At 66.2% G+C, this 22,277-nt stretch carries 24 protein-coding genes and 2 pseudogenes; 2 read left to right on the forward strand and 24 right to left on the reverse strand.

Annotated elements, in window-relative coordinates; translation table 11 throughout:
* Positions 1 to 176: 176 nt before the first annotated feature.
* From KRR39_RS10520 to KRR39_RS10600, 20 genes and pseudogenes are all read right to left on the reverse strand, one after another.
* Complete coding sequence (locus tag KRR39_RS10520) at positions 177 to 587, reverse strand: DUF4186 domain-containing protein (RefSeq protein ID WP_216941969.1); 411 nt, start codon at positions 585 to 587, stop codon at positions 177 to 179.
* 410 nt (positions 588 to 997) lie between these two features.
* A complete protein-coding gene (locus KRR39_RS10525; protein WP_216941970.1) occupies positions 998 to 2,203 on the reverse strand; it encodes an ROK family transcriptional regulator in 1,206 nt (401 codons plus the stop codon).
* A gap of 35 nt (positions 2,204 to 2,238) precedes the next feature.
* On the reverse strand, positions 2,239 to 3,282 hold the full coding sequence (locus KRR39_RS10530; protein WP_216941971.1) for an SIS domain-containing protein: 1,044 nt from the start codon (positions 3,280 to 3,282) through the stop codon (positions 2,239 to 2,241).
* 6 nt (positions 3,283 to 3,288) lie between these two features.
* Positions 3,289 to 4,104, reverse strand: coding sequence for a carbohydrate ABC transporter permease (locus KRR39_RS10535; RefSeq protein ID WP_254185660.1), 816 nt, complete (start codon positions 4,102 to 4,104; stop codon positions 3,289 to 3,291).
* Between the two features lie 26 nt (positions 4,105 to 4,130).
* A complete protein-coding gene (locus KRR39_RS10540; RefSeq protein WP_216941973.1) occupies positions 4,131 to 4,994 on the reverse strand; it encodes a carbohydrate ABC transporter permease in 864 nt (287 codons plus the stop codon).
* A 91-nt stretch (positions 4,995 to 5,085) separates the two neighbouring features.
* Positions 5,086 to 5,541 (reverse strand): extracellular solute-binding protein, encoded by a 456-nt coding sequence (locus KRR39_RS10545; RefSeq protein ID WP_254185713.1) that lies wholly within the window; start codon positions 5,539 to 5,541, stop codon positions 5,086 to 5,088.
* Complete coding sequence (locus tag KRR39_RS24680; protein ID WP_254185661.1) at positions 5,441 to 5,929, reverse strand: extracellular solute-binding protein; 489 nt, start codon at positions 5,927 to 5,929, stop codon at positions 5,441 to 5,443. The genes KRR39_RS10545 and KRR39_RS24680 overlap by 101 nt, the downstream gene beginning before the upstream one ends.
* A 121-nt stretch (positions 5,930 to 6,050) precedes the next feature.
* Positions 6,051 to 6,377: pseudogene (locus KRR39_RS25620) on the reverse strand (extracellular solute-binding protein); the annotation flags it as partial.
* A 26-nt stretch (positions 6,378 to 6,403) separates the two neighbouring features.
* Positions 6,404 to 6,898, reverse strand: a complete 495-nt coding sequence (locus tag KRR39_RS10555; RefSeq protein ID WP_216941976.1) for a hypothetical protein — start codon at positions 6,896 to 6,898, stop codon at positions 6,404 to 6,406.
* Positions 6,888 to 7,232: a hypothetical protein gene (locus tag KRR39_RS10560; protein WP_216941977.1), complete on the reverse strand. Its 345-nt coding sequence runs from the start codon at positions 7,230 to 7,232 to the stop codon at positions 6,888 to 6,890. Before KRR39_RS10560 ends, KRR39_RS10555 begins: the two co-directional genes overlap by 11 nt.
* Before the next feature lie 563 nt (positions 7,233 to 7,795).
* Positions 7,796 to 9,082 (reverse strand): amidase, encoded by a 1,287-nt coding sequence (locus KRR39_RS10565; protein ID WP_216941978.1) that lies wholly within the window; start codon positions 9,080 to 9,082, stop codon positions 7,796 to 7,798.
* Between the two features lie 64 nt (positions 9,083 to 9,146).
* The gene (locus tag KRR39_RS24690; protein WP_254185714.1) at positions 9,147 to 10,286 is read right to left on the reverse strand and encodes a M20 family metallopeptidase; all 1,140 of its coding nucleotides are present in this window, start codon (positions 10,284 to 10,286) and stop codon (positions 9,147 to 9,149) included.
* Positions 10,283 to 10,741 carry an L-asparaginase family protein gene (locus tag KRR39_RS26075; protein WP_367303734.1) on the reverse strand — a complete coding sequence of 153 codons (459 nt, stop codon included), beginning with the start codon at positions 10,739 to 10,741 and terminating at the stop codon, positions 10,283 to 10,285. Before KRR39_RS26075 ends, KRR39_RS24690 begins: the two co-directional genes overlap by 4 nt.
* Before the next feature lie 43 nt (positions 10,742 to 10,784).
* Positions 10,785 to 11,339, reverse strand: a pseudogene (locus KRR39_RS24695) (asparaginase domain-containing protein); the annotation flags it as partial.
* Positions 11,329 to 12,030, reverse strand: a complete 702-nt coding sequence (locus KRR39_RS10575) for an ABC transporter ATP-binding protein (protein ID WP_216941980.1) — start codon at positions 12,028 to 12,030, stop codon at positions 11,329 to 11,331. The pseudogene KRR39_RS24695 and the gene KRR39_RS10575, both read right to left, overlap by 11 nt.
* The gene (locus KRR39_RS10580; RefSeq protein ID WP_216941981.1) at positions 12,030 to 12,755 is read right to left on the reverse strand and encodes an ATP-binding cassette domain-containing protein; all 726 of its coding nucleotides are present in this window, start codon (positions 12,753 to 12,755) and stop codon (positions 12,030 to 12,032) included. Before KRR39_RS10580 ends, KRR39_RS10575 begins: the two co-directional genes overlap by 1 nt.
* Positions 12,739 to 13,563 carry a branched-chain amino acid ABC transporter permease gene (locus KRR39_RS10585; RefSeq protein ID WP_216941982.1) on the reverse strand — a complete coding sequence of 275 codons (825 nt, stop codon included), beginning with the start codon at positions 13,561 to 13,563 and terminating at the stop codon, positions 12,739 to 12,741. Before KRR39_RS10585 ends, KRR39_RS10580 begins: the two co-directional genes overlap by 17 nt.
* Positions 13,564 to 13,797: 234 nt before the next feature.
* On the reverse strand, positions 13,798 to 14,652 hold the full coding sequence (locus KRR39_RS10590) for a branched-chain amino acid ABC transporter permease (protein WP_216941983.1): 855 nt from the start codon (positions 14,650 to 14,652) through the stop codon (positions 13,798 to 13,800).
* A 5-nt stretch (positions 14,653 to 14,657) separates the two neighbouring features.
* Positions 14,658 to 15,779, reverse strand: coding sequence for a substrate-binding protein (locus KRR39_RS10595; protein WP_216941984.1), 1,122 nt, complete (start codon positions 15,777 to 15,779; stop codon positions 14,658 to 14,660).
* A gap of 252 nt (positions 15,780 to 16,031) precedes the next feature.
* Positions 16,032 to 16,859, reverse strand: a complete 828-nt coding sequence (locus KRR39_RS10600) for a nitrilase family protein (RefSeq protein ID WP_216941985.1) — start codon at positions 16,857 to 16,859, stop codon at positions 16,032 to 16,034.
* Between the two features lie 118 nt (positions 16,860 to 16,977).
* Here KRR39_RS10600 and KRR39_RS10605 point away from each other — a divergent pair, with 118 nt between their 5' ends.
* Positions 16,978 to 18,039, forward strand: a complete 1,062-nt coding sequence (locus KRR39_RS10605) for a LacI family DNA-binding transcriptional regulator (protein WP_216941986.1) — start codon at positions 16,978 to 16,980, stop codon at positions 18,037 to 18,039.
* 120 nt (positions 18,040 to 18,159) lie between these two features.
* Here KRR39_RS10605 and KRR39_RS10610 read toward each other — a convergent pair whose 3' ends face one another.
* The gene (locus KRR39_RS10610; protein ID WP_216941987.1) at positions 18,160 to 18,528 is read right to left on the reverse strand and encodes a hypothetical protein; all 369 of its coding nucleotides are present in this window, start codon (positions 18,526 to 18,528) and stop codon (positions 18,160 to 18,162) included.
* A gap of 465 nt (positions 18,529 to 18,993) precedes the next feature.
* Between KRR39_RS10610 and KRR39_RS10615 the strand changes: the two genes are divergently transcribed.
* The gene (locus KRR39_RS10615) at positions 18,994 to 19,653 is read left to right on the forward strand and encodes a Type 1 glutamine amidotransferase-like domain-containing protein (RefSeq protein ID WP_216941988.1); all 660 of its coding nucleotides are present in this window, start codon (positions 18,994 to 18,996) and stop codon (positions 19,651 to 19,653) included.
* A gap of 42 nt (positions 19,654 to 19,695) precedes the next feature.
* Here KRR39_RS10615 and KRR39_RS10620 read toward each other — a convergent pair whose 3' ends face one another.
* From KRR39_RS10620 to KRR39_RS10630, 3 genes are all read right to left on the reverse strand, one after another.
* Complete coding sequence (locus KRR39_RS10620) at positions 19,696 to 20,265, reverse strand: NADPH-dependent FMN reductase (protein ID WP_216941989.1); 570 nt, start codon at positions 20,263 to 20,265, stop codon at positions 19,696 to 19,698.
* 277 nt (positions 20,266 to 20,542) lie between these two features.
* Positions 20,543 to 20,833 carry a hypothetical protein gene (locus tag KRR39_RS10625; RefSeq protein ID WP_216941990.1) on the reverse strand — a complete coding sequence of 97 codons (291 nt, stop codon included), beginning with the start codon at positions 20,831 to 20,833 and terminating at the stop codon, positions 20,543 to 20,545.
* 282 nt (positions 20,834 to 21,115) lie between these two features.
* A complete protein-coding gene (locus KRR39_RS10630) occupies positions 21,116 to 22,015 on the reverse strand; it encodes a calcium-binding protein (RefSeq protein WP_216941991.1) in 900 nt (299 codons plus the stop codon).
* Positions 22,016 to 22,277 lie beyond the last annotated feature (262 nt).

Below are 22,277 nucleotides of genomic sequence, written 5' to 3' on the forward strand. Positions count from 1 at the left end.
AACACTGCGACATCCGGGTCTCCGAGATCCGCTCGGCGTGACACCGAGGGCCCAGCGGCGGCGGACACAGGCCGTGCTCAGCCGTCGCGCGCTGCCGCGGGCGAGCGCGTCTGCCCCAACGCCCGGACGATGTCCGGGGCGCCTGACCGCTGACACCCAGGAACGCCGCGCCACCTTCACGATCGGCGTGAGGTGGAGCTCCCGGGGTCCCGACCCTCCATGGAGGTCGCCAGCTCGCGGTCGATCCAACGCCCGATCACCTCGACCACGTAGGCCCGCTCGCCGCGGTCGAGCCGATGCCCCTTCGCGATGCCGTGCCACGTCGCCAGGCAGCTGCGGCAGCAGGTCGCGGTGGCGTGCTGGGCCACGAAGACCGGGTGGTTGCGGTAGGGGGTCTGCCGGCCGTCGTTGCGCGGCTCGGCCGGCGCCAGCCGCTCCGCGATGATCTCCGCGGCGTGAGCCCGCATCGTCTGCGGACCGCGCAGCTCAGCCGTAGCCCGCTCGCGCCCGCGCAGGTGGAACCGCCGCCCGAACGGTCGCGCGCTCGCGCGGTCAATCCGGTCATCGATCTCGGCGGGGTCGGGCACGCCCCCAGACTAGGCACGGCACGGTGGCCGACGACGAGGCCAAGACCGGCCGGGTCGCCGTGGGGCTGCGAACCACCAGTGCCCGAAGGCGCGACAAAGAGGAAGTGGAACAGCCACACGTCTTCCTCGGCCAGCTCGACCAGCGGCGGTCGCGGACCCGAAGCGCCAGGGCACCGATCACGGCGAGGTACCGGGCTCCGGACCAATGCCCCGCATGGCACGACCGTGCCGCGCTCTGGCACTTGCGGTCATCCGGATCTGCCGCCGTCCGCGCGTTCGCGAATGAGTCCTTTCGCCGCCATCGTCCATCGACGGTGCCGGAATGCAAGCGCATCTGGTCGCACACGACCCTTCGCGAACCCCGAGGCACTGATTCGAAGCAAGGTGGCGTCCAGCGGCCCTGTCAGCGTCTATCGCGGGACGAAGTCGACTTGGTCAACCTCGCTCATCGCTAGCTCCGCGGCGCCGAGCAGCACGCCGTCCTCCCCCAGCGTCGACGGCACCAGTCCCGGCACCCGCAAGATGCGCCCGGACAGGCGGCCCTGGATCTGAGGGATGATGTCGTCGGCACCCGCGGTGATACCACTTCCCACGACGATGATCTCCGGGTCGAGGATCACCGAAAGGGCCCCCACTGCCATCGACACCATGTCGAGGATCTCATCGGCCATCTCGCGGGCGATCGGGTTGTTGGTCTGCGCGAGCTGGATGATGTCGTGCGCGGTGAGCAACGCGTTGTCGCGGGTGCCCAGGCCGCGTGCGTGGGCGCTGCGCGTGAGCGCGGCGGAACCGACACGGTCCTCGAGGTCTCCGAGCGTGCCGTAGGACCTTCGTAGGGACGACCGCTCCATCAGCAGGTATCCGATCTCGCCGGCCTCGAAGTGCTGTCCGCGGTGAAGTGCGCCCTTGCTGATGATCCCGGCCCCCATGCCGTTGTCGAGCAGGACCGCGACCATGTTGCTGGTGCCGATGCCTGCACCACGGCGGTACTCCCCGTAGGCCAACGCGTTCGCGTCGTTCTCGATGGTGAGCGGGAGATCGGTGTGCGACCGCAGGAATTCGCCCAGCGGCAGCTCCGGCCACCCGAGTTCTGGCAGCGGACCGATCCGCCCGTCCGGCTCAGCGACCACGCCGGGGACCGACACCCCGACGCTCAGACAAGGCGTTCCCAGCCGGTCGGCGAGTGCCAGGAGACCAGACAGAAGGCTGGCGACGATCTCCAGCCGGTGGTCCACGTCTGGTGTCGACGCTCCGCCGGACTCGGCGGAGAACAGTCGCTCCTGGCGTTCGATGAGGTTGCCGTCGAAGTCGACGAGACCACCGATGACTCGGTCTCCGCGCAGGTGGATGCTCGACACGACGCGCGGGCCGCCCGTGTACCGCAGGATGACTGAAGGTCGGCCTCCGGTCGAGGGCTCTTGGCCGTCCTGGACGATGAGCTTCCGTTTGATGAGGGCCGTGGTCAACCGGTTCACCGTGGCCGGGCTCAACCCGGTGAGCTCCCCTATCCGTACGCGCGGCAGAGGTCCGTGGTCTCTCAGAGCCTGGATGATGGCGCCCTGGTTGATCGTCGAGACGGTCCGTGTCGTGGCGGTCATACGGCTGAGATCACTCACGCCCATCCTTCCGAGTCGTTCCGACTGCCACGAACCTACTGGGTAGTGCGTTCGTTCAGCTTGGTGTCCGGCTGCTCGAAGAGGAACTCGTTGATGTCGATCCCGGACCGGGCGGTCATTCGCAGGGTGAGCATCTGCACGAACACGGTCTCGAGCACCGCCCGGGCGATGCCCGCGACGGCATCTGGGACCGGCACCACCAGCAGGTTCTCGTGGTGAGGCCGGGGGATGTCGGCAGCGTCCGCGCGGGTGAGGAGGACGACCTTGGTGCCTCGGTCGAGCACCATGTCGACCATCGGGAGCTCGCGTGCGTCTCCGAAGACGACGAGGCCGGAGTCGGCGGTCAGCGGCTCCATCGGACCGTGGATGTACTGGTACGTGTCGTACGCCGCCGCGTGCAGGCGGGCCCCCTCACGGACGACCAGAGCGCCCTCTGTGGCGGCCGCCAGGGAGACGCCCCGTGCAACGAAGTCGACTGCCTGCACCTTCTCCAGCAGCGTCGCGGCCTGCTCGGCGTAGTCTCCGTAGTCACCGAGCGTCGAGGCGACGAGGTCAGGGATGGTGGCCGGGTCCGTGACCTCGGCCGTCGCGCACTGGCGCCGGATGAGGGCGGCGTACGCCAGGAGCGTGCCGGTGAATCCGCTGGTGTAGACGCGTGAGTCGGGCCATCCGCCGAGCGGCAGGATGACGTCGACCACGGAGGAGAGCGGCGCGCCGGGGTCGTTCGTGATGCCGATGCGCCGCCCCGGGGTGAACCCGGCAGCGGCACGGATCGGTTCGGGGCTCTGCCCGGACTCGGACACGACGAGGTAGTGGTCGCCCGGCTGGAAGCCGTCCGCCGCCAGCTCCAGGTCGGAAGCGGTGATGTTGACCGCCCGCACACCGAGCTGCGCCAACGCGGCGGTGAGCGCCTCGCCGGAGTGGCTCGAGGCACCCATCGCGATCACCGCGACGGTCTCTCCCTCGCGCCAGGGCTGCAGCTCGGCAGAGGCGAGCGCCTTCGCAACCACGTCCGCGGTCACCCGCAGGTTGTCGGCCTGCGCGGCGAGCGCGGAGACGAAATCTGTCTTGTCGACCACGTTGAACTACCCCTTTACTGCGCCGGCGGCCATTCCGCTGACGACATAGCGTTGGAAGAGAATCGCCACGAGCACCGGAGGGAGCGCGGCCAGGATGCCGCCCGCGGCGACGAGGCCAAAGTCGGTGGTGTAACGCCCCGCGAACTCCGAGATCGCGACGGGGATCGTCTTGGACGCGTTGGACGAGGTGAACACGAGTGCGTACATGAACTCGTCCCACGCGAGCAGGAACGCGAACATGATCGCCGCGAAGATCCCAGGCTTGGCACTGGGCAGGATCACGCGGAACAGCGCCCCCACTCGGCTGCACCCGTCGATGCGGGCGGCATCCTCGAGGTCGACCGGGACGGTGAGGAAGTAGTTGCTCAGGATCCAAAGCGTGAACGGGATGATCAGCGAGCTGTCGACCAGGATCAGCCCCAGCCTGGAGTCGAGCAGTCCGAGGCTGTTGAGGATGAGGTACATCGGGATGAGCAGCGCGATCTGCGGGAGCATGTATGTCGCGAGGAACACCATCAGTGTTGGGCGGCGCCCGCGGAAGTCCAGCCGGGCGAAAGCGTAGGCGCCGAAGATGCCGACGGCCATCGAGATCGCCACCGTCGCCACGGCGACGATCGTGGAGTTGACCATGGCCGCACGGAAGGTGGATCCGGCACCACCCTCACCGAACAGGATCTGACGGTACCGCTCCCAGTCGAGATGGGAGGGGATCCATCGAGGGGGCCGGCTGATCAGGTTGGACTGCGGCGAGACGCTGGCCGAGACCATGTAGGCGAACGGCAGCAAGATCAGCACCGCGACCACCAGGGCGGCCAGGTGCACCAGTACGGAGTTGCGTCGACTGCGCCTCACAGCAGGCTCATCTCCGACCGCCGCAGCAGCCTGAGATAGATCGTCGAAAGTGCCAGGATCACCAGGACGATGAGGTAGGAGATGGCTGAGCCGATGCCGTACTCCTGGTCGGAGAAGGCGGTCGTGTAGGCGTAGTACGCGATCGTCTGGGTGCCGTTGGCGGGACCACCGCGGGTCATCCCGTAGATGAGGTCGAAGACCTTGAACGCCTCCACGGTCCGCAAGATGAGCACGATGGCGATCGACGGGACCAGGAGCGGCAGCGTGATGGAGCGGAACGTCCGCCACGTCGAGGCGCGGTCGAGCTTGGCAGCCTCGTACAGGTCCTTGGGGATCGAGGACAGACCGGCGAGCAGGAAGAACGCCACCAGCGGGGTGGTCTTCCAGACATCGGCCACGACGACGGCGTTCAGCGCGAGAATCGGGTCGCCCAACCATGCCTTGTACTCGTCGAGCAGACCCAGCTGGGTGAGCACGCCGTTCAAGGCGCCGTACTGGGCGTTGAAGATGCCCTTCCACATCGCTGCGTTCACGATCGTCGGCACCGCCCAGGGGATGACGACGATGGCTCGGAACAGCCACCGACCACGGAGATCGACGTTGAGCAGCGCTGCCAGTCCGAGGCCCAGGAGCAGCTCGAGCCCGGTCGACACGATCGTGAAGTACAGCGTCCGAGCCACGGTCGCCCAGAACCCCGGATCTGTCAGCACGGCCGTGTAGTTGTGCAGTCCGACGAACGGGGTCTCGGTGGCCAGTGCCGAGTCCACTTGGAAGAAGGAGATGATCAGCGTGCGCAGCACCGGGTAGATGATGATCCCGAAGACTGCGAGTGCCGCCGGCATCAGCATCCAGAACGCCATCCGGTTCTGCTGGGCCGCGAGCTGACTCTTCCGCGATCGCTTCTCGGGAGTACGAACGGGCGTCCGCGGTTGCGCGGTCGTCGTCACCTCGTCACTCCTTGTTTGCGGCTGCGACGGCGTCGTCGAGTGCCTCCTGGGGGGACTTCTTGCCCAGCAGGGCGTTCTGGAGCTCGACCTGCAGCGCCTGCGAGATGTTGTTGTAGCCGGGAACCGGCGGCCGCAGGATGGTCGACTGCAGGGCCGTCTTGTAGGCATCGAAGACCGGCTTGTTGGTCGCCACGATCTCCGGCTTCTCGAAGCTGGCCTTCCAGTTCGGTGCGCCGCTCTTGATGAACTTCTCCTGGTTGGGCTCGCTCGTCAGGTACTCGATGAGCTTCCACGCGGCGTCCTGGTTCTTCGACCTGCTGGCGACGGAAAGGGCCATCGCGCCGTTGACGCCGGGACGCTCACCCGTCGGTCCCTCCGGGGTGGGAAGCACGCCGTTCTCGCCGGCGATCTTGGAGATGCTCGGGTCGTTCAGATCGCGGTACGTCGAGTCCCAGTTCAGCGAGAACGCCGTGTCCCCCCTGCGCCATCGACTTGGAGACGTCATCTTCCAGGAACGTAGTGGAACCGGGGTTCGACAGACCCTCGTCGAGCGTCTTCTTCATCCAGGTCAGGGCTTCGACGCCGGCCGCGTTGTTGACGTCGAGCTTCCCGCCATCGTCGGTGAAGCTCCCTCCGAACGCGCCCAGGACCTGTGCGTAGTCGCAGATCAGGGCCTCAGCCTGAGCCCAGCTCCAGGAGATCGGGTACTTGGAGACGCCCTGCTGCTTCATCTTCCGGGCCACCTCCAGAACACCGGACCAGGTGTTCAGGTCCGCAGGGGTCGCGCCGACCTTCTTCAACATCGCGGAGTTGTAGTAGAACAGCTTGGTCGACGGACCCCACGGCACGCCGTAGTACTTGTTGTCGTACTCCGCGGTGTTCAGGGCGCCCCCCGAGCATCTCGCTCTTCCAGCTGTCCGGGAAGCGCTTGGTCACGTCAGCGATCAGACCCTTCGACGCGAACTCGGCCGGCCAGATCACGTCGATCAGCTCGACGTCGTAGGTGCCGGCCGCAGCCGAGGTGACGATCTTGTCGTGAAGGGCCTCATAGGAGACGAACGTCGGCTTGACCTTGATCTTGGGGTTGTCCTTCTCGAAGGAGCTGATCATCTGACGGACGTCGGACTCGGAGTATCCCGCCTGCTTCATGAACAGGGCGTTGATGGTTCCGGTGCCAGAACCCGCCTCTCCCTTGCCGCCGCCGCCGGCGCCGGTGACGCTGCACGACGAGAGGGTCAAGGCCAAGGCGGCGACACCTGTGGCTACGGCCCGTCGGGCCGTTCGGGTGAGCTTCATCGGGTTCCTCCACGGTTGTCGTTCACTTAGGGCCTCGAGGGCTCGAGCGGGCTGACCAGGTGGTGCGCGATCTGCAAGGCGCCCATGACGGGCGGGACAGTCAAGAGCTCCAGACGGAGCTCAGGGTCGTAGGTGCTGAGGTGGTGAGCCACCGATCTGAACAGCCGTGGTTGGTTCGTCACGACGCCACCTGCCGCCACCGCTGTCGTCCCCAGTGCTCCCCGCGCCCGAGCCAGGGCAAGGTCCCGGGCCAGGCGCTCGGCCGCGTCTTCGATGACACCGAGAGCGATCGCAGACCCGGAATCGGCGCACTCGAAGACCAGCCGGGCCGGCTCGGCCCACACGGCGATATCAGCGGTGGCTGTGATCTTGATGGAGAGGTCGACCTCGTGGTCCACCTTGAAGTGGGCCAGGAGAGCCTCGATCAGTCCGTCGCGAGGCCGCCCCTCGTCGACGGCCCGCAACACTGCGCGGACAGCCTCGCGGGTGATGCCCGGGGCGCTGCCGTAGTCATCGAGCAACCATCCGTGGCCCCCCCACATAAACCGGATTCCCTGCGGCATCACGACCAATGACGATCGAACCGGTGCCGACGATCAGGCAGATCGCCGGCTCCGGACCGTAGGCCGGTGCGAGCAGCTCGGCGTCGTTCACCACCCGCAACGGCCCTTCCCACTGACCCCGGACCAGGGCGTCGAACCTCGCCACCAGCTCCGCCGAATCACAACCGTGGGCACCGATGGCCAGCGGCGTCCTTCCCGGGTCCGGCACGTCGTCGCGGAAGAGGCCGAGCAGCCGAGCCACGTTTCCTGCGCCGAAGAGGCCGGGCTGCTGCTGCCAGGTCGACGTAGCCACGACTCGGTGGTCCAACGATCCGTTGTCCTCGAGCGCGAGGTGGGTCTTGGTTCCCCCCAATGTCGATCCCGACGAACATTCAGACCCTCTCACTACTTCTTTCCACTCACACCAATAACAAGTGCGCAAAACGCTAGGTGGGACTGACAGACGTTGTCAAGGGCTTTCGGGGCGCCCAACAAAGTCGGAGAAGGGGTCTCCGCGGTTGGCTCTCGCGGCTTCGCAAGGGTGTCGACCGGAGAGGCGGTTCAGCACTCGCGTCCGATTGCCGCCAGAGCCCTAGCGAGGTGAGCTGTGATCTCTGGCGGGAGGCGAACGACTATCGCTCTCGTCCGTCCCCGCCTGTTGACACTGTCTGTGGCCCGTCAGAACTGCCAGTCACGGGTGGGTGAGCAGTAATCGGGCTTCCGACCTGGTCGGTGTCCGATTACTGGGCTGGCCGGCGAGCTCCACCTGAGCAGTCATCCTTAAGGTCGCTGACCAAGTCGTGATGATTGGGAACTGGAGCGCACTGGCGACGAAGCCGCACTGCGGCTGCCGGCCGAGGCCGCGTACGCGGGTATTCAATGCTGCGTCCCCCGCAGGACTGCAGAAGCCACTTTCAGCAACGAATGGTCCTCCCCCGGATGACCCACGAACTGCACCCCAATGGGCAGCCCGCTGGGCCCAGCGAGCAGTGGCAAGCTGATGGTCGGGGTGCCCAGCAAAGTCCACGCCCGGCAGAAGATCGGGTCACCGGTGTAGGAAAGCCCACGTGGCGCCTCTCCTGTGACGGCAGGGGTCAGAATCGCGTCCAAGTCGCCGAAGGCACGAGAGAGCAGACTGCGACACTCTGAGGCGGTCGTACGAGCACGGACGTAGGCCTCGCGAGGCTGGGCACTCCCCCGGCGAAGCACTTCCTTGGTCGAGTCGCTCAGCAGGTGTGGGTCTCGGGCCAGCTCGTCGTGAAGAGTCTCCGCGACCTCACGCTCCATGATTGCCGCGTGCGCTGGCACCAAGTCCGCGAAGGATGGAGGAAGCGTCGTCTCGACGACCTCGAACCCGGCAACTGCGAGCTCTTCTGCGAGTGCCTCCAACCCATGCATCACTGTTGGATCGGCCATCTCCCAGTGGGAGGTGCGGACAAAACCGATCCGGACTGGGCCCGCACGTCTTTCCGGTCGATTGCGACGGGGACTCACCACGCGCGCGCACCGGTACACCAGTTCGATGTCCCGGACGGTTCGTGCGAACACCCCCAGCGTGTCCAAGGAGGGGCTCATCACCTTGAGGCCAGCTCTGTCGAGGGCACCGAACGAAGGCTTGAATCCGACGACCCCACAGAAGGCGGCCGGCCGGATGACCGATCCTGCGGTTTGGGTCCCGATCGCCGCAGCGACCATGCCGTCGGCCGTGGCCGCGGCCGAGCCACTCGAGGAACCTCCTGGGGTGTGGGCCGCGTCCCACGGGTTGGTAGTGGGGCCTGGCTCGAAAAGTGCGAACTCGGTGGTCACGGTCTTGCCCATGACCAATGCCCCAGCGGAGTTGAGTCGGGTCACAAGGGCTGCGTCCCGCACGGGCCGGCGCCCGGCATAGATCCGTGAACCGAACTCGGTTGGGTAGTCGGCGGTATCCATCAGATCCTTGATGGCCAAAGTCATGCCCCGCAGCGGGGACGATGTCAGCCCACGATCTAGTTCCTCCGCACGCTGCCGCACGAGCAGGGGGTCGTGATGGGCAAAGGCGTGAACCACCGGCTCGCGAGTTCGGATTCGGTCGAGACAGGCGGTCGCGATCTCGGTCACCGAGGCGTCCTTGTCCCGAACGGCTGCGATCGCCTCTGCTCCGGTGAGGTCGGACAGCTCTGTCATCCTCGTTCGCCGCCGTTCGACGTGGGGTGGAGTCGTGACCTGCCGCTCGGCTCTGTTCGAGTGGTCACTGCGCCTGCGCCTGCGAGGCTGATCGGAGGAGGTCGGTGTAGATCGCCGTCGCTGTGCTGATGTCGTCCACCTCGCACCACTCGTCCACCACGTGCGCCTGGTCCGGCGATCCCGGGCCGCAGATCACGGTCGGCACGTCCCCGAAGGCTTTGGTCAGGACGCTGGCGTCAGTGAAGAACCGGGCAACCGGCGGTGAGTCCGACAGGGCGATGTGGCGAGAAGCGATCGTGCGGACGAGGCGCACCCAAGGGTTGCCCGGTGCGGTGTAGACGGGCGGGAGGCTGAGCATGGGTTCGACGGTCGCCAACTCGTGGAGAAGCTCCTCGAGCTGCGCGGGGATCGCGCCGGCATCCTCCTCGAAGGCTGTGCGGAAGTCCAGCTGGGCGGTGGCGAAGTCGGGAACGATGTTGCGAAGGACGCCGCCGCGGATCCGTCCGGTGTTGAGGGTCCGCCGGCCGAGGACTTCGTGGGTGGTCGCCGTCTTCGCGGCCCAAGCATTGACCCGGCTCAGAGCCTCGACCAGCTTGTCGATGGCGTTCTCGCCCAGCTCGGGCGTGGAGCCGTGGCACGAACGTCCGTGGGACAAGAGGTCCAGCCACAGCGCACCTCGATGACCGAGCATCGGTTGGTTCGACGTCGGCTCAGCGATCAGGAGGAAACAACTGTCGGGCAGCAGCCCACTCTCCCGCGTCAACGCAGCAGCCCCGAGACTGCCGACCTCCTCCTGAGCGGTCAGCACGAGCGCAAGAGGTACCGCGTCGGGCGGGGGCGACGCGGCGTAGTCCTCGGCAGTACGGACCATGGCCGCGACGCCGGTCTTCATGTCTACCGCACCCCGCCCGTACAGACGGGTGCCTACGACATCGGCCGCGTGCGGGTCGGCGGTCCAGTCGTCCTCTACGACGGTCACCGTGTCCAGATGTCCGGAGAGGCACAGGGCGGGTCGCCCCGGGTCTCCCCACCGGGCCACCAGGTTCACGTGCTCGTCGGCGTAAGCGTCCACGGTCACGGTGAATCCGGCTGCCTCCAACCGGTCCGCTAGCAGCTCGGCCACCCGCGGTTCGCCGCCGCTCTCGGGCGTGCTCGGCAACCGGATCAGCTGCTGGGCCAGCTGCAGGCCGGATTCCGACGTCATCGGGCGGGTCCGTCCGCACCTCGGCCCAGGACTGCCACGCCCTCCAAGAACAACTGTCGCGCCGACGTCTGATCGCGGCTCGCGAGGCATGCCAAGAGAAGCAGCCTGGTCTTGGCTGCGCTGAGCGCGCCCGCACCGACGACGCCGAGGTCGGCGAGGTCCGTTCCCCCACCGAGACCTCCGTAGACGGCCCAGGTGCCGCCGTGGGGGACGCGCGTGGAGACCGCCACGACTACATCGGCAGCGACCAGGTCGATGAGAACGGCGCGCACGGCAGTTGGCACGTGTCCGAGTCCGAAGCCGTCGATGACCAGTCCCCGGGGGGGATGTCGCGTCGATGAGGCCCCGCGCCGCGCGGGCGGACATGCCACTGTAGGCCTGGAGGATCGGCACGTCGTCAGGGCGAGACGTCGCGCCGACGGATCCACCCGGCACGGTCCAACGGGGCAGCCCATCGCACGTACGACGAACCTCGCCGTCCGGGTCCAGCGTGGCAACCGGCGCCGCGCCGTTGGAGAAGGCGGCCGTGCTCTGGGTGTGCCACTTGCGCGCCCAGCGAGCCGCCTGCAGCACCCCGTCCAGGCAGACCACGACCCCGAGACCGCGCAGCCCAGGACTGGCGGCTGCTCTCAGGGCCGACCGCAGGTTGTTGGGGCCGTCCGGCGACACGTCATCGGCAGCCCTCATCGCCGCGGTGAAGACGACCGGCTTCTCCGTGTCGACCAAGACGTCGACTAGGAAGGCAGTTTCCTCCAGCGTGTCCGTACCGTGGGTCACCACGACCCCGGATACATCGTCTCGGGCAACGAGCTGCGCGACCGTGGCCGCGACGTCCCACATCAGGGGCGGGTCGACGTTCCAGCTGTTGACTCGCGCAAGGTCGATGATCGATCCGACGAGGGCAGAGCTGTCCTCGCCCGTGCTGCGCACGAGATCCTGCACGGAGAGGACGGCGACCACGCCCGCCAGCTCGCCGTCGTACAGGGAGGCGATGGTCCCGCCGGTGGCGACGACGGCGACGCGAGCAGCGCCGGCCCGGGTGTCAGACGCCAAGATGCTGCTCGACTTCCCCGCTGGCCATGAGCTCCCTGACCGGGCCGTTGGCGACGATACGGCCGCTCTCCAGGATCAGGCAGCGCGTCGACATCCGGGTCACCATCGGGACGTTCTGCTCGACCACCACCGTGGTCAGTCCCTCGTTGCGGTTGATCTCCTTGATGTCGTCGGCAATCTGCTGCACGAGCATGGGCATGATGCCGTCCGAGGGCTCGTCGAGCAGCAGGATCCGAGGTTCCGTCATCATGGCCCGGGCGATGGCGAGCATCTGCTGCTCTCCCCCGCTCATCGTGCCCGCCCGCTGCTTGGGTCGCTCAGCCAGGCGAGGGAAGTATTCGAGCACCTCCTGGAGGCGTCCCGCTCGCACCCGGCCGCCCGCGGCCAGGCGCCCGAGCTTGAGGTTCTCGGTGACGGTGAGGTCCGAGAAGACCCCACGGCCCTGCGGGACCACGGCGATCCCGTGCCGGGTGCGTACATGGGCCGATGCCTTCGTCAGGTCCGTGTCGCCGACTCGTAGATGTCCTGACCGGATCTTGAGAAGACCTGCGAGGACGCGGATCAGGGTGCTCTTGCCCATGCCATTGCGGCCGAGGACCCCGAGGATCTCGCCCTCCTCGACCGACAGCGAGAGGTCGTGGAGAACGACACCTCGGCCGTAGCCTGCAACAACGTTGCTGACCTGCAGCATCAGCCCATCTCCTCACCCAGGTAGACCGCACGCACTTGTTCGTCCCGCTCGACGGTCGCCATGGAGCCCTCGGCGATGACCTCGCCGAGATGGAGAACGGTGACGTCCGAGTTCAGCGAGCGGACGAAGCCCATGTCGTGCTCGATGACGATGGTCGAGACGCCGTTGTCAGCGACGAGGCGAGCGATCAGCTCAGCTGTCTTCGTGGTCTCGTCGGGGCTCATTCCGGCGGTGGGCTCGTCGAGCAGCATGACCGTGGCCTGCCGTGCCACCAGCATCCCGATCTCGAGCCATTGGGTGCGCCCGTGCGGTAGGTGAGCGGCTCGAACCTGAAGCGCGTCGGCAAGGCCCACCTGCTCGGCGACCTCAGCGACCGCCCGCGACACCTTGCCGCGGCGAGCGCCGGTCGCGAGCACGGGGATGGTGAGGTTCTCCGTGACGGTGAGGTCCGGGTAGAACGAGGGTCGCTGGAACTTTCGGACCATGCCCATCTTGGCCACCCGGTGCACCGGCCACCCCGTGACGTCCTTGCCGCGGAAGACGACCTTCCCGGTGTCGGGTCTGGTGTGACCCGACAGCATGCTGAGGAAGGTGGACTTCCCAGCCCCGTTCGGCCCGACCACGCAGCGGATGCTCGACTCAGCGAGGCTGAGCGAGACGTCGTGGTTCGCCCGGACACCACCGAACGTCTTCGAGATACCACTGACCTCAAGCAACTGGTTCACGGCGACGTCCTTGCAGGTATGGGGGAAGCCGCAGGAGGGAACCGATGAGGCCGCGGCGGAAGAAGACGATCACGAGGACGAACAACACACCGAGGATCAGCTGCCAGTACTCCGGGATGAGCGAGTTGAGCGCGTTGCTGAGGATCGAGATGCCGATCGCCCCGATCAGCGCACCGATGAAGTAGCCCCGTCCTCCGACCGCGACCCAGACCACGACACTCGTGGAGAAGAGCACCCCGCCCAGGCTGGGAGAGACGAAGCCGGTGTCGGTTGCGTAGAACCCGCCCGCGAGGGCTGCTGCGGCACCGGAGATCGCGAAGGCAACAGTCTTGTACAGCGCCGTGTTGTATCCGAGAGCCCGGGTGCGCTCCTCGTTCTCGCGGATGCTGACCAAGACCTGGCCGAAAGGCGACCACTGGAGGAAGCGGAACCCGAGGTATGCCAACAGGGTCACCGCGAAGGCGACGTAGTACATCGCGAGGTCGCCCTTCAAGGAGACGCCGAGCCCGAACAACGAGAACGTGACCCGCTCGACGTACATCCCGTTGAATCCGCCGGTCAGGCCGGACTGCGAGTTGGCCACGACATAGACGATCGTGGAGATCGCGAGAGTCACCAGCACGAAGTACGAGTCGCGCACGTTGGCGCTGAACAGGAAGTAGCCGACACCCCCTGCGATCGCCGCGGCGAGCAGGACGCCGAGCAACAGACCCAGCCATGGTCCGGACGGTCCGCTCACTTGCTTGAGCAGGATTCCGAAGGCGTAGGCACCGACTGCGAAGAACGCACCTTGCCCGAAGCTCACCATCCCCCCCGAATCCCCAGAGCAGGCAGAGGGTCATTGCCAGCACCCCGAAGAGCATGTACTGGGGCAGGATGAACACCGGGTACCCAGTCACGACGTAGGGGACGTAGAACAAGCCGATGAACGTCAGGACGGCCAGTACGTTCTCGGGCCCCGCCCAGCGCAAGATCCGTCGTCTCTGATTCGTCGGCTCGACAGAACGGTCGCCGGCCGCTTCTCTGTGTGTCGTCAGCTGCTTCATCGTCGCCCCAGGATTCCGACGGGTCGGAAACGCAGCGCCACCACGGCGAGCGCGAAGACGACCGTCTGGGCAAACACTTGCTGGGTGAAGAGGGCGAAGATGGAAGTTGCACCACCGATGAGAGCGGACCCCACCAAGGTGCCGCCGACGATGGCGCCCAGGCCGCCGACGGTGACCACGAAGAAGGCTCGCACCAACCACAGCGTTCCCATGTCCGGCTCGATGCTGAACATCGGCGCGATCAGCCCTCCGGCCAGGCCGGCCATCGCTGCGCCAGCCACGAACACCCCGCGGTACATTCGCGGCGCGTTGACTCCGAGCATCAAGGCCATCTCCCGGTTCTGGATCATCGCGCGCACGCGGACCCCGACATTGGTGCGGTAGAGCAGCACACCCATGGTCGCGAGCAGCAGCATGGTCACGAGGCAGACCACTGCCTCATACCTGCCGATCCCGACCTGTCCCAGGGAGAAGGTCCCGGGGATGGGGTTGCGGATGTTCTTCAGGGTGGATCCCCAGACGATCTTGATCAGCTCGGTGACGACCAGGTAGAACCCCCAGCTGATCAGCAGCGTCTCGAAGGACTGCTCGTAGAAGTGCCTGATGATCAGGACCTCGAAGACAAGCCCAATGAAAGCCACGCCAGCGGTAGCTGCCAGCACTGATAGGGCAAAGGGCACTCCCGCGCCGGACAGGGACCAGGTGAGGTAGGCGCCGAGGGCCAGCATCGCACCGTGACCCATGTTGATGACGCGGACAAGACCGAACACCACGGCGAGTCCCAGGGACACCAGGGCCAGCACCAGGGTCGAGGACACGATGTCGATCAAGAGGGAGAAGAAGCCAGCCACGGCGGCTAGGCCTTCGACAGCGGCAGGTTGTCGCACTGGGCGACTTGCGGCTCCACCGACTCGACGCTATGGACGACCTTGAACATGTCGTCCGGGCTCGTCCAGTTCGGCTGAGCCTGCACGAGGTACGACGGGAGCACCGCCTGGTGGTCCTCTGCGCGCATCGTCAACGAACCCTGAGGTGCGCCGTCGAACGTCATGCCCTCGAGGGCCGAACGCATGGCGTCAGTGCTGACCTCACCGGCCTTCTCGATCGCCTTGGCGGTCATGTGCGCCGCGTTGTACATCGCGACGCCCACAGTGTTCATGATGACGTTGGGGTACTTCTCAGTGACCTTCTTCCGGAACGCCTCGTTGTTCGGCGTCTTGATGGACCAGAAGTAGTCGAAGCTGACGTAGTCGCCCTCGGTGGCATCGGGTCCGATGCCGGACGTGGCTGCCTCTTCGTCGTCGACAGTCCAGACCACGAGGTCCTTCTTCATCCCCGCTGCGGCGAGCTGACGACGGAAGTTGACGGTGTCCGACCCGGTGAGGGTGAGGAAGATGACGTCGGCACCTGAGCGGCGGATCTGAGCCAGGACCGACCCGTACTGGGGGGTGTTGAACGGGATGTAGACCTCCCCGACGGTGGATCCCCCGAGCTCCTGGAGCTTCTGCTTGGTGAGTCGGTTGGTCTCTCGCGGCCAGACGTAGTCCGAACCGATCATGAAGAACTTGCCGCCGTGCTTCTTGACGATGTAGTCCATGTGGGGCCACACCTGCTCAGAAGGCTCCGGGCCGAACATGAACACGTTCGGGTTGCAGACGCCGGGATAGAACTTCTGGCTCTGACCCTCGTAGAAGGTGGGGTACAGCAGGAGCTTGTCCGCCTGGGTGGCAACCGGAGCCGCGGCGTTGCGCTCGGCGCTGCTGAAAGTGCCGGCCAGGAAGTCGACGTTCTCCTCGCGCACCAGCCGGTTGGCCTGCTCGGTCACCACCTGCGGCTCGGTCTTGGAGTCGGCGATTACCAGCTCCCACTTTCGGCCGAGCGTTCCTCCCGCGGCATTGATCTCGTCCACGGCGAGCTCGAAGCCGGCCGAGTGAGCCTTGCCGTAGACCGTCCAGGCGCCACTCAGCGGCGAGATCACACCGACACGAATCGCCCCGCTGCTCTTCCCGCCGCTGCCCCCCCGACGACTTGGGCGCGCATGCGGACAAGAGCGAGGGGGCGGCGAAGGCGCCCGCACCGAAGAGGCTTGCCTTGAGCAGGGACCGACGATCGATCCCGTTGATGGGTGTGGTCACGCGCTGACTCCTTGGTAGAGCGAAGGTCGATGGATCAGAGATGAGCGGATGGTCAGGCCCCGGAGGTCAGGACGCCGTAGGTCTCGGGCCGTCGGTCACGCAACGGCTGGGTTAAAGTCGTTCCAGTTGCGGGCGACTCGCGCCATACCGAGATCGAGATCGGCGTAGAGGATCTCCTCGTCGTCGGGGGAGGCCGGCCCGGCGAGCGGCCATCCCGTGTAGCTGACGATGACGCTTTGGCCGTTGAACGGTTGGCCGCGCTCCGTCCCGACCCGGTCCGCCGCCGCGATGTACACGGAGTTGCTGTGCGCGTTGGCCTGCGCCAGGACGGTGGCCATCGCGGGCGAGCCCTCGGCCTGACCCGGAATCGGAACCCAGTTCGTGGGAATGCAGATGATGTCGGCCCCCCGCAGCGCGCAGGCCCGATAAGCCTCGGGGAACCAACCGTCGTAGCAGATGAAGGTCGCGATGCGTCCGATAGCGGTGTGAAAGACCGGGAATCCGAGGTCGCCGGGCTCGAAGAAGAGATTCTCGCGGTTCCAGAGATGCACCTTGCGGAACGTCCCGATGTAGCCGTCCGGGCCGATGACGATGCTGGAGTTGAACAGCTGCTCGCCGGCTCGCTCACAGATCCCGGCAACCAGGTAGACACCGCGCTCGCGACAGAACGCGATCCAGGACGACGACGCCGCACCGGTCGGAATCTCCTCGGCCGCTGCCTGGGCCTCGCCCCTGGTCTCGAAGACGTAGCCCGAGTTGCACAGCTCCGGCAGGACGAGCAGCTGAGCCCCGCCTCGCACAGCCTCCTCGCACAGCTCCAGGGATCGCGCGAGGTTCGCGGCGTTCTCACCGACTTTCGGCTCCATCTGGATGCAGGCGACTCGCACCTGTTCGGAAGCCGGACCGTTCTGCGCCATCTGCATCTCCGTCCTCTGGAATCGTTTTCAGGAATATATGGAAACGATTCCGCCAGGTCAATAGACTGTCCGAAGTTCGGTGGTTCCCGTCGTCGAACGCGCAGCGGAAGGGTATGAAGGCGGCATGGCGGCCACACTGAAGGACATCGCTCGTGAAGCAGGCGTGAGCCTGTCCACGGCGTCTCGCGTGCTCTCTCACGCACGCAACGGAGGTGACCCGGAGACGAGCACGGCAAAGCGGGTTCTGGCCGTGGCAGCCCGTCTGCAGTACGTGCCGAACTTGTTCGCGGCCAGCCTCCGGACGAACCGCACCCACATGCTGGGGGTACTGGTCCCGCATCTGACCGACGTGGTGCTGAGCACCATCTATGAAGGCATCGACGAGCAGGCCTCTGCGTCGGGCTACCAGACCGTGGTGGCGAACTCGATGGATGAGCCACACGAGCACCGACTGCGTGCCGAGCGGCTCCTCCAGCGCGGAGTCGACGGCCTGATCTTCGGCGACGCCCAGGTCAGCGACCCCTACCTCGACGAGCTGACCCTGCGGAAGGTGCCCTTCGTCCTCGTGAGCCGCCGGCACCACCCCTACGACTCGGTCACCTGTGACGACACCACAGGTGGCCGCCTGGTCGGGAACCATCTTGCCGACCTCGGCCACCGCGACATCGCGATCGTCGCGGGCCAGCCCTACGCGTCCACGGGTATCGATCGAACACAGGGGTGTCTTGCGGCTCTACGCGAACGGGGCATCGAGGTGTCCCCACAGCGCATCGTGCACTCGGGTTTCGACCCGCGGGCCGGCCACCTGGCTGCCACCCGGCTGATGGCTGGATCGTCCCGGCCCACGGCCATCTTCGCGGTGAACGACATGACCGCGATCGGCGCGATGGGAGCCCTGCGCGATCTCGGCATCAACGTCGGACGCGACGTGGCAGTCGTCGGGTTCAACGACATCAGCATCGCAGCCGACCTGCCCACGCCACTGACCACCGTCCGCAGTCCCCTCAAGGAGATGGGCGCTGCGGCGGCAGATCTACTCGTGGAGAAGCTGAGCGATGCGACGGACACTTCGCACTCGTCACCCACCGAGAAGAGACTCCAACCGCAACTCATCGTGCGGGAGTCGTCCGACGTATCCATCGACTCGCGGTCCCTGCGTGTACAGCGCAGTGCGAAAACCGTCTGACGCACGGCGCCGGCGTCATCTCTTCGCTGGGCCGGGACACGGCGGGCATGGCGCGGCGGGCCTTGCGCTGGCAATCAACATGTCGGTGACTTTCATCGCCCACAACGGAATTCTCGGCCTTCACCCCGACGCGGGGCCCAGGACAAGACCAGCCACCCCGGCGGCCAACGCTGCCGGATACGCGACCACTACGGCGAGTTGAGGAAACAGTGTCTCTGATGCGACCCAGGTCAGCCCGCCGCACAACACCACCGGCGTCACGAGGCCGACCGCGACCCACCATGGCCAGCTCGCCACGAGCACCGCGTATCCCGCTGCAGCAACGAGGACGCAGCAGGAGATACCGACGAACTCCCGGCCCAGTTGTGCGTCGGCGACTGCCTCTGCGGTTGGCTCGAAGTAGATCCCGGCCAGTAGGCCGCGGAAGAGAAGAACAAGCGCGCCGAACACAGCGACTGCCCACGGCACCTTCAGCACTACCGCTTGCATCAGGGCACACCTCCTCAGTTCGCACGCAGAACCAGACCTTCTAGCTCAGGTTGGATGGTGCCTGCGCTGCCGCGGCAGTCGCATCCGTGTTGGTACTCAGTCTGCCCTGAGCCTGCCTCAGCAGGGCCGCAGATACCCGACGACACTTGCCAGCCACGACCCCCGAGACTCCACTCCTCGCCGCCACCGCTGGAGGCACGCACATGCCGGTGTCTGTGCTTAGGCGACGTGAGTCTTCCGCCGCGATCGGGTGTCCGGCCGATCACACGGAACCGAGGCTCACCAGTCAGCCCGATGTGCTTGCATGCGAAGGTCCCGCGAGAATCGTCTAGCGGGAAGTCGAATCCAGAGGTAGGCGTTCGTTGCAGAGGTGAAGGGGTGGACCGCAGGGCTCTTCGAGATAGAGCCCGATGATGACCGTCCGATCGAACACCCCACCAGTCCGCGCTCGAGCAAGGAGCCGTCTTGAAGTTGCTACTCACATCCGGTGGCGTTAGGAACACGAGCATCCGAGGTGCCCTGGTCGACCTGCTAGGCAAGCCGATTTCCGACTCCACCGCCCTCTGCATCCCCACGGCGCAGTGGGGCCATCCGAGCTGCGGGCCGGTTTCGGCGCGGGGTTTCGTCAGCGGTGCGGCCCCGTGGGGCAGCCTGACGTCGATGGAGTGGAAGTCGCTTGGCCTCCTTGAACTGTCAACGCTGCCTACGATCGGCAGGGAGCGATGGATTCCATGGGTGGAGGCTGCCGACGTGCTGCTGGTCGACGGCGGAGACGCGACGTATCTGTGCCACTGGATGCGCGAATCCGGGATGGCCGACCTGCTGCCGTCGCTGAGTGACATGGTCTGGGTGGGCGTGAGCGCTGGCAGCATGGTGATGACGCCTCGGATCGGCGCGGACTTCGTGCAGTGGCCGTCAGCGCCGGACGACCGCACCCTTGGTGTCGTCGACTTCTCGATCTTCCCGCACCTGGACGTCTTTCCGGAGAACACCATCGAGGAGGCTAAGCGCTGGGCCAGGCAGATCGGCGGCCCGGCGTACGCGTTGGACGACGAGACGGCCATCAAAGTGGTCGACGGCGCCGTGGAGGTCATCACCGAGGGACGATGGAAGATGTTTCCCTGACAGCCGCGGAAGGGGGCTCGGCGCTGCTCGCCTGAATCCACGTCAGGATCGAGGGAGGACCGTGAGGACTCGCTCGATGTGGTCGTGGAACTCTCGCATGAAGTCCGCCAGGAACGTCGCGGTCGAGTCGTCGGTCACCTCGCCGTTGTCCGTGAACAGACCGGGCCTGAAGGTGATGTAGGCCTCGGGCGCGGTCATCTGACGGGCGTTGCAGAAGCTCAGCACGGCGCGGAGACTTTGCTGTCCCACTGCGGTGCCGATCTGCCCTGGGGAGGCACCGATCACGGCCGCCGGCATGTGGTCGAAGGAGTTCTGCCCCCACGGTCGTGAAGCCCAGTCGATGGCGTTCTTCAATGCACCCGGGATCGAGCGGTTGTACTCCGGGGTGACGAACAGAACCGCTTGGGAGGCGGCGATCGCGGCCTTCAACGCCTGGGCCTCCGCGGGGTAGTCGCTGTCGAAGTCCGGGCTGTACAACGGAAGGCCTCCGATGGGCAGCTCGGTGAACTCCAAGTCCTGCGGGGCCAGCCGGAGCAGGGCCCGGCTCAGGACCCGGTTGATCGACGTGGACGAGAGGCTACCGACGAAGTAGCCGACCTTGTACGTGCTCATGCCGTCCTCCTGGGATCGCGAGCAGATGCGGCTAGGTAGGACCACAGGGAAGTCCCGCTCCCTTGCAGGGTTCCAGACCTCGTCCGGTTTCGATACCCCTCGAGATGACCGTCGCCGTCGTCATCCGCAGCCGGGGTGTCACCTCCGCGACCCCCGACACGGGCTTCGACCGAAGACCGAATCTGACGGCGAAGGCCTCGGCCAGGCGGTTCGAACGCGGCCGTAGGCTTCGCTCGTCTTCCGCACCTACGAGTCTCGCTCCACCCTGTCCTCAGCGCTACTCTGCCCGGAGCTCGCTTGAGTCAGGGCTGCCGAGGTGGACCGGCAGAACATCGTCCTGATCGTTCATGTCGCCAGTGATGACCCCTGGTTGTCCGATGGCGTGAAGGCGGCGAACGGCATCCACCTCTCGGTTCACCGCCATCGTGCGCCACGCACCCTGGCGGGGGTAGCGACGCGTGTCCGCCGGGTTGTGAAGTTTCGGGATCGTGAGCGTCTCGGCGATGTCGACGGCATGCCTGTCGAGCAGCTCGATGCGTCCGCGGGTCCGTTCGGGGCCGGATGCCATCTCCGGACGTCCGGTTCTCCGTGCCGTCGTAGGAGCTGGCATCTCCACGATGCGAATGCCGGCCGGGAGGTGACGTCTGCGATGGCTGTCCGGATGCGCTCGGCCAGCGTCTGCTGGGCGGACTCCATCGCGGCGGAGCATCGGTGTGGTGGGAGCTGATGCCAGCTCGCATGTCGAAACCGTGCAGTGTGCGATTTTGTCGATCCACTCGACAGTGACGACGCCACGACGGTCGGCGTGTTTGCGGATCCAGCAACGCCAGAACCCTTGCCTCCGGTGTCTTTAAAGGAAACACGCCTGTGTCGTGAGGATGCGGTCCCCAGGGTAGTTCCGCCAGCCTGAGGCGGCCCTAAAGAGGTAGGTGGTCTCTGCGGCGACCTGGCAAGTTTCTCCGTTGTCGCCGCTGTACTGGAAGCCGGCGACTAGGTATCCGGCGCTGCCGGCAAGTCCAGGTATAAGCAAGTTGACGAGCGGCGGAGATGGCGGCAGCTCGTACCAGCCAGGAGCGCCTGCCGAATACGCCTTCCACGTCGAGGTGAACTTGATTGAAGAGGTCCCGTTCTGGATCACGATCAAGAAGACGCTCACGGCTAGTAGGCCGCCGTCACGGGTGTAGGCGGTGGGCATCCGCATGCCCCGCTCGGTGAGGTAGTCGAAGTGTGCTGCGTCGCAGACGGCAACTCCAACGGTGCATGTTCCCGCTGTGCCGCAGTCGGTGAACGCGCGCTGTGCGAAGCTCTCAGCGAGTGGCTTCGTCGGTACTGCGGCTCGTGGAACTGGCGTGGCCTTCTGGATGTTGCGCTGCGGCGATGGGTGCTCCATGAGCCCGGCGTGGACTTCGCACTGGCGGTGGAACATGTGTTCGAGGACTGACCAGGCGACGCACCAGTCTGTTCCGGTGCCTCCGTAGACGGTGTCTCGACCGGAGTTCCCGTCGATCACGTCGTTGCCTGATCCGGCGCAGATCAGGTCATTGCCTCTGTTCCCGAGGACGCGGTCATTGCCGGCACCTGTCCAGATCACGTCATGGTGTCTCGTTCCGACGATGTTGTCGGCTCCTGCAGTTCCTGTGATCGTGGCTCGCTGCCCGTGGCAGCGATGTTTGGTGAGGGCCGTCGCAGTGGGTGTCACCAGCGCGGAGATGAGCAGGGCCAATGCCAAGAACTGAGCGAGTCGCTTCATTTCCTTCTCCTTGCTTGAGTGTTACTCCATCAAGGACGGCCCTCGCCCTAACGGGCCGAGCAGCCGGACCGACCGACGCAGCAGACAGGGCAGCCCGGGCCTTCAACCGGAGCGCGTTCCGTGCGGCCCGGGGTAGCTGCGGGATGGGCGGTCCCCCGCTGGGCATGTGCACCTCGCACTGCCGGTGGTACATGTCAGCAGCTTTGGGGGCGACGCTGAAGTCGCTGCCGGGTCCGCCGTAGACGAGCTGTCGCCTTCCCCG

This window comes from Nocardioides panacis, from assembly GCF_019039255.1.
Taxonomy (GTDB): Bacteria; Actinomycetota; Actinomycetes; order Propionibacteriales; family Nocardioidaceae; genus Nocardioides_B; species Nocardioides_B panacis.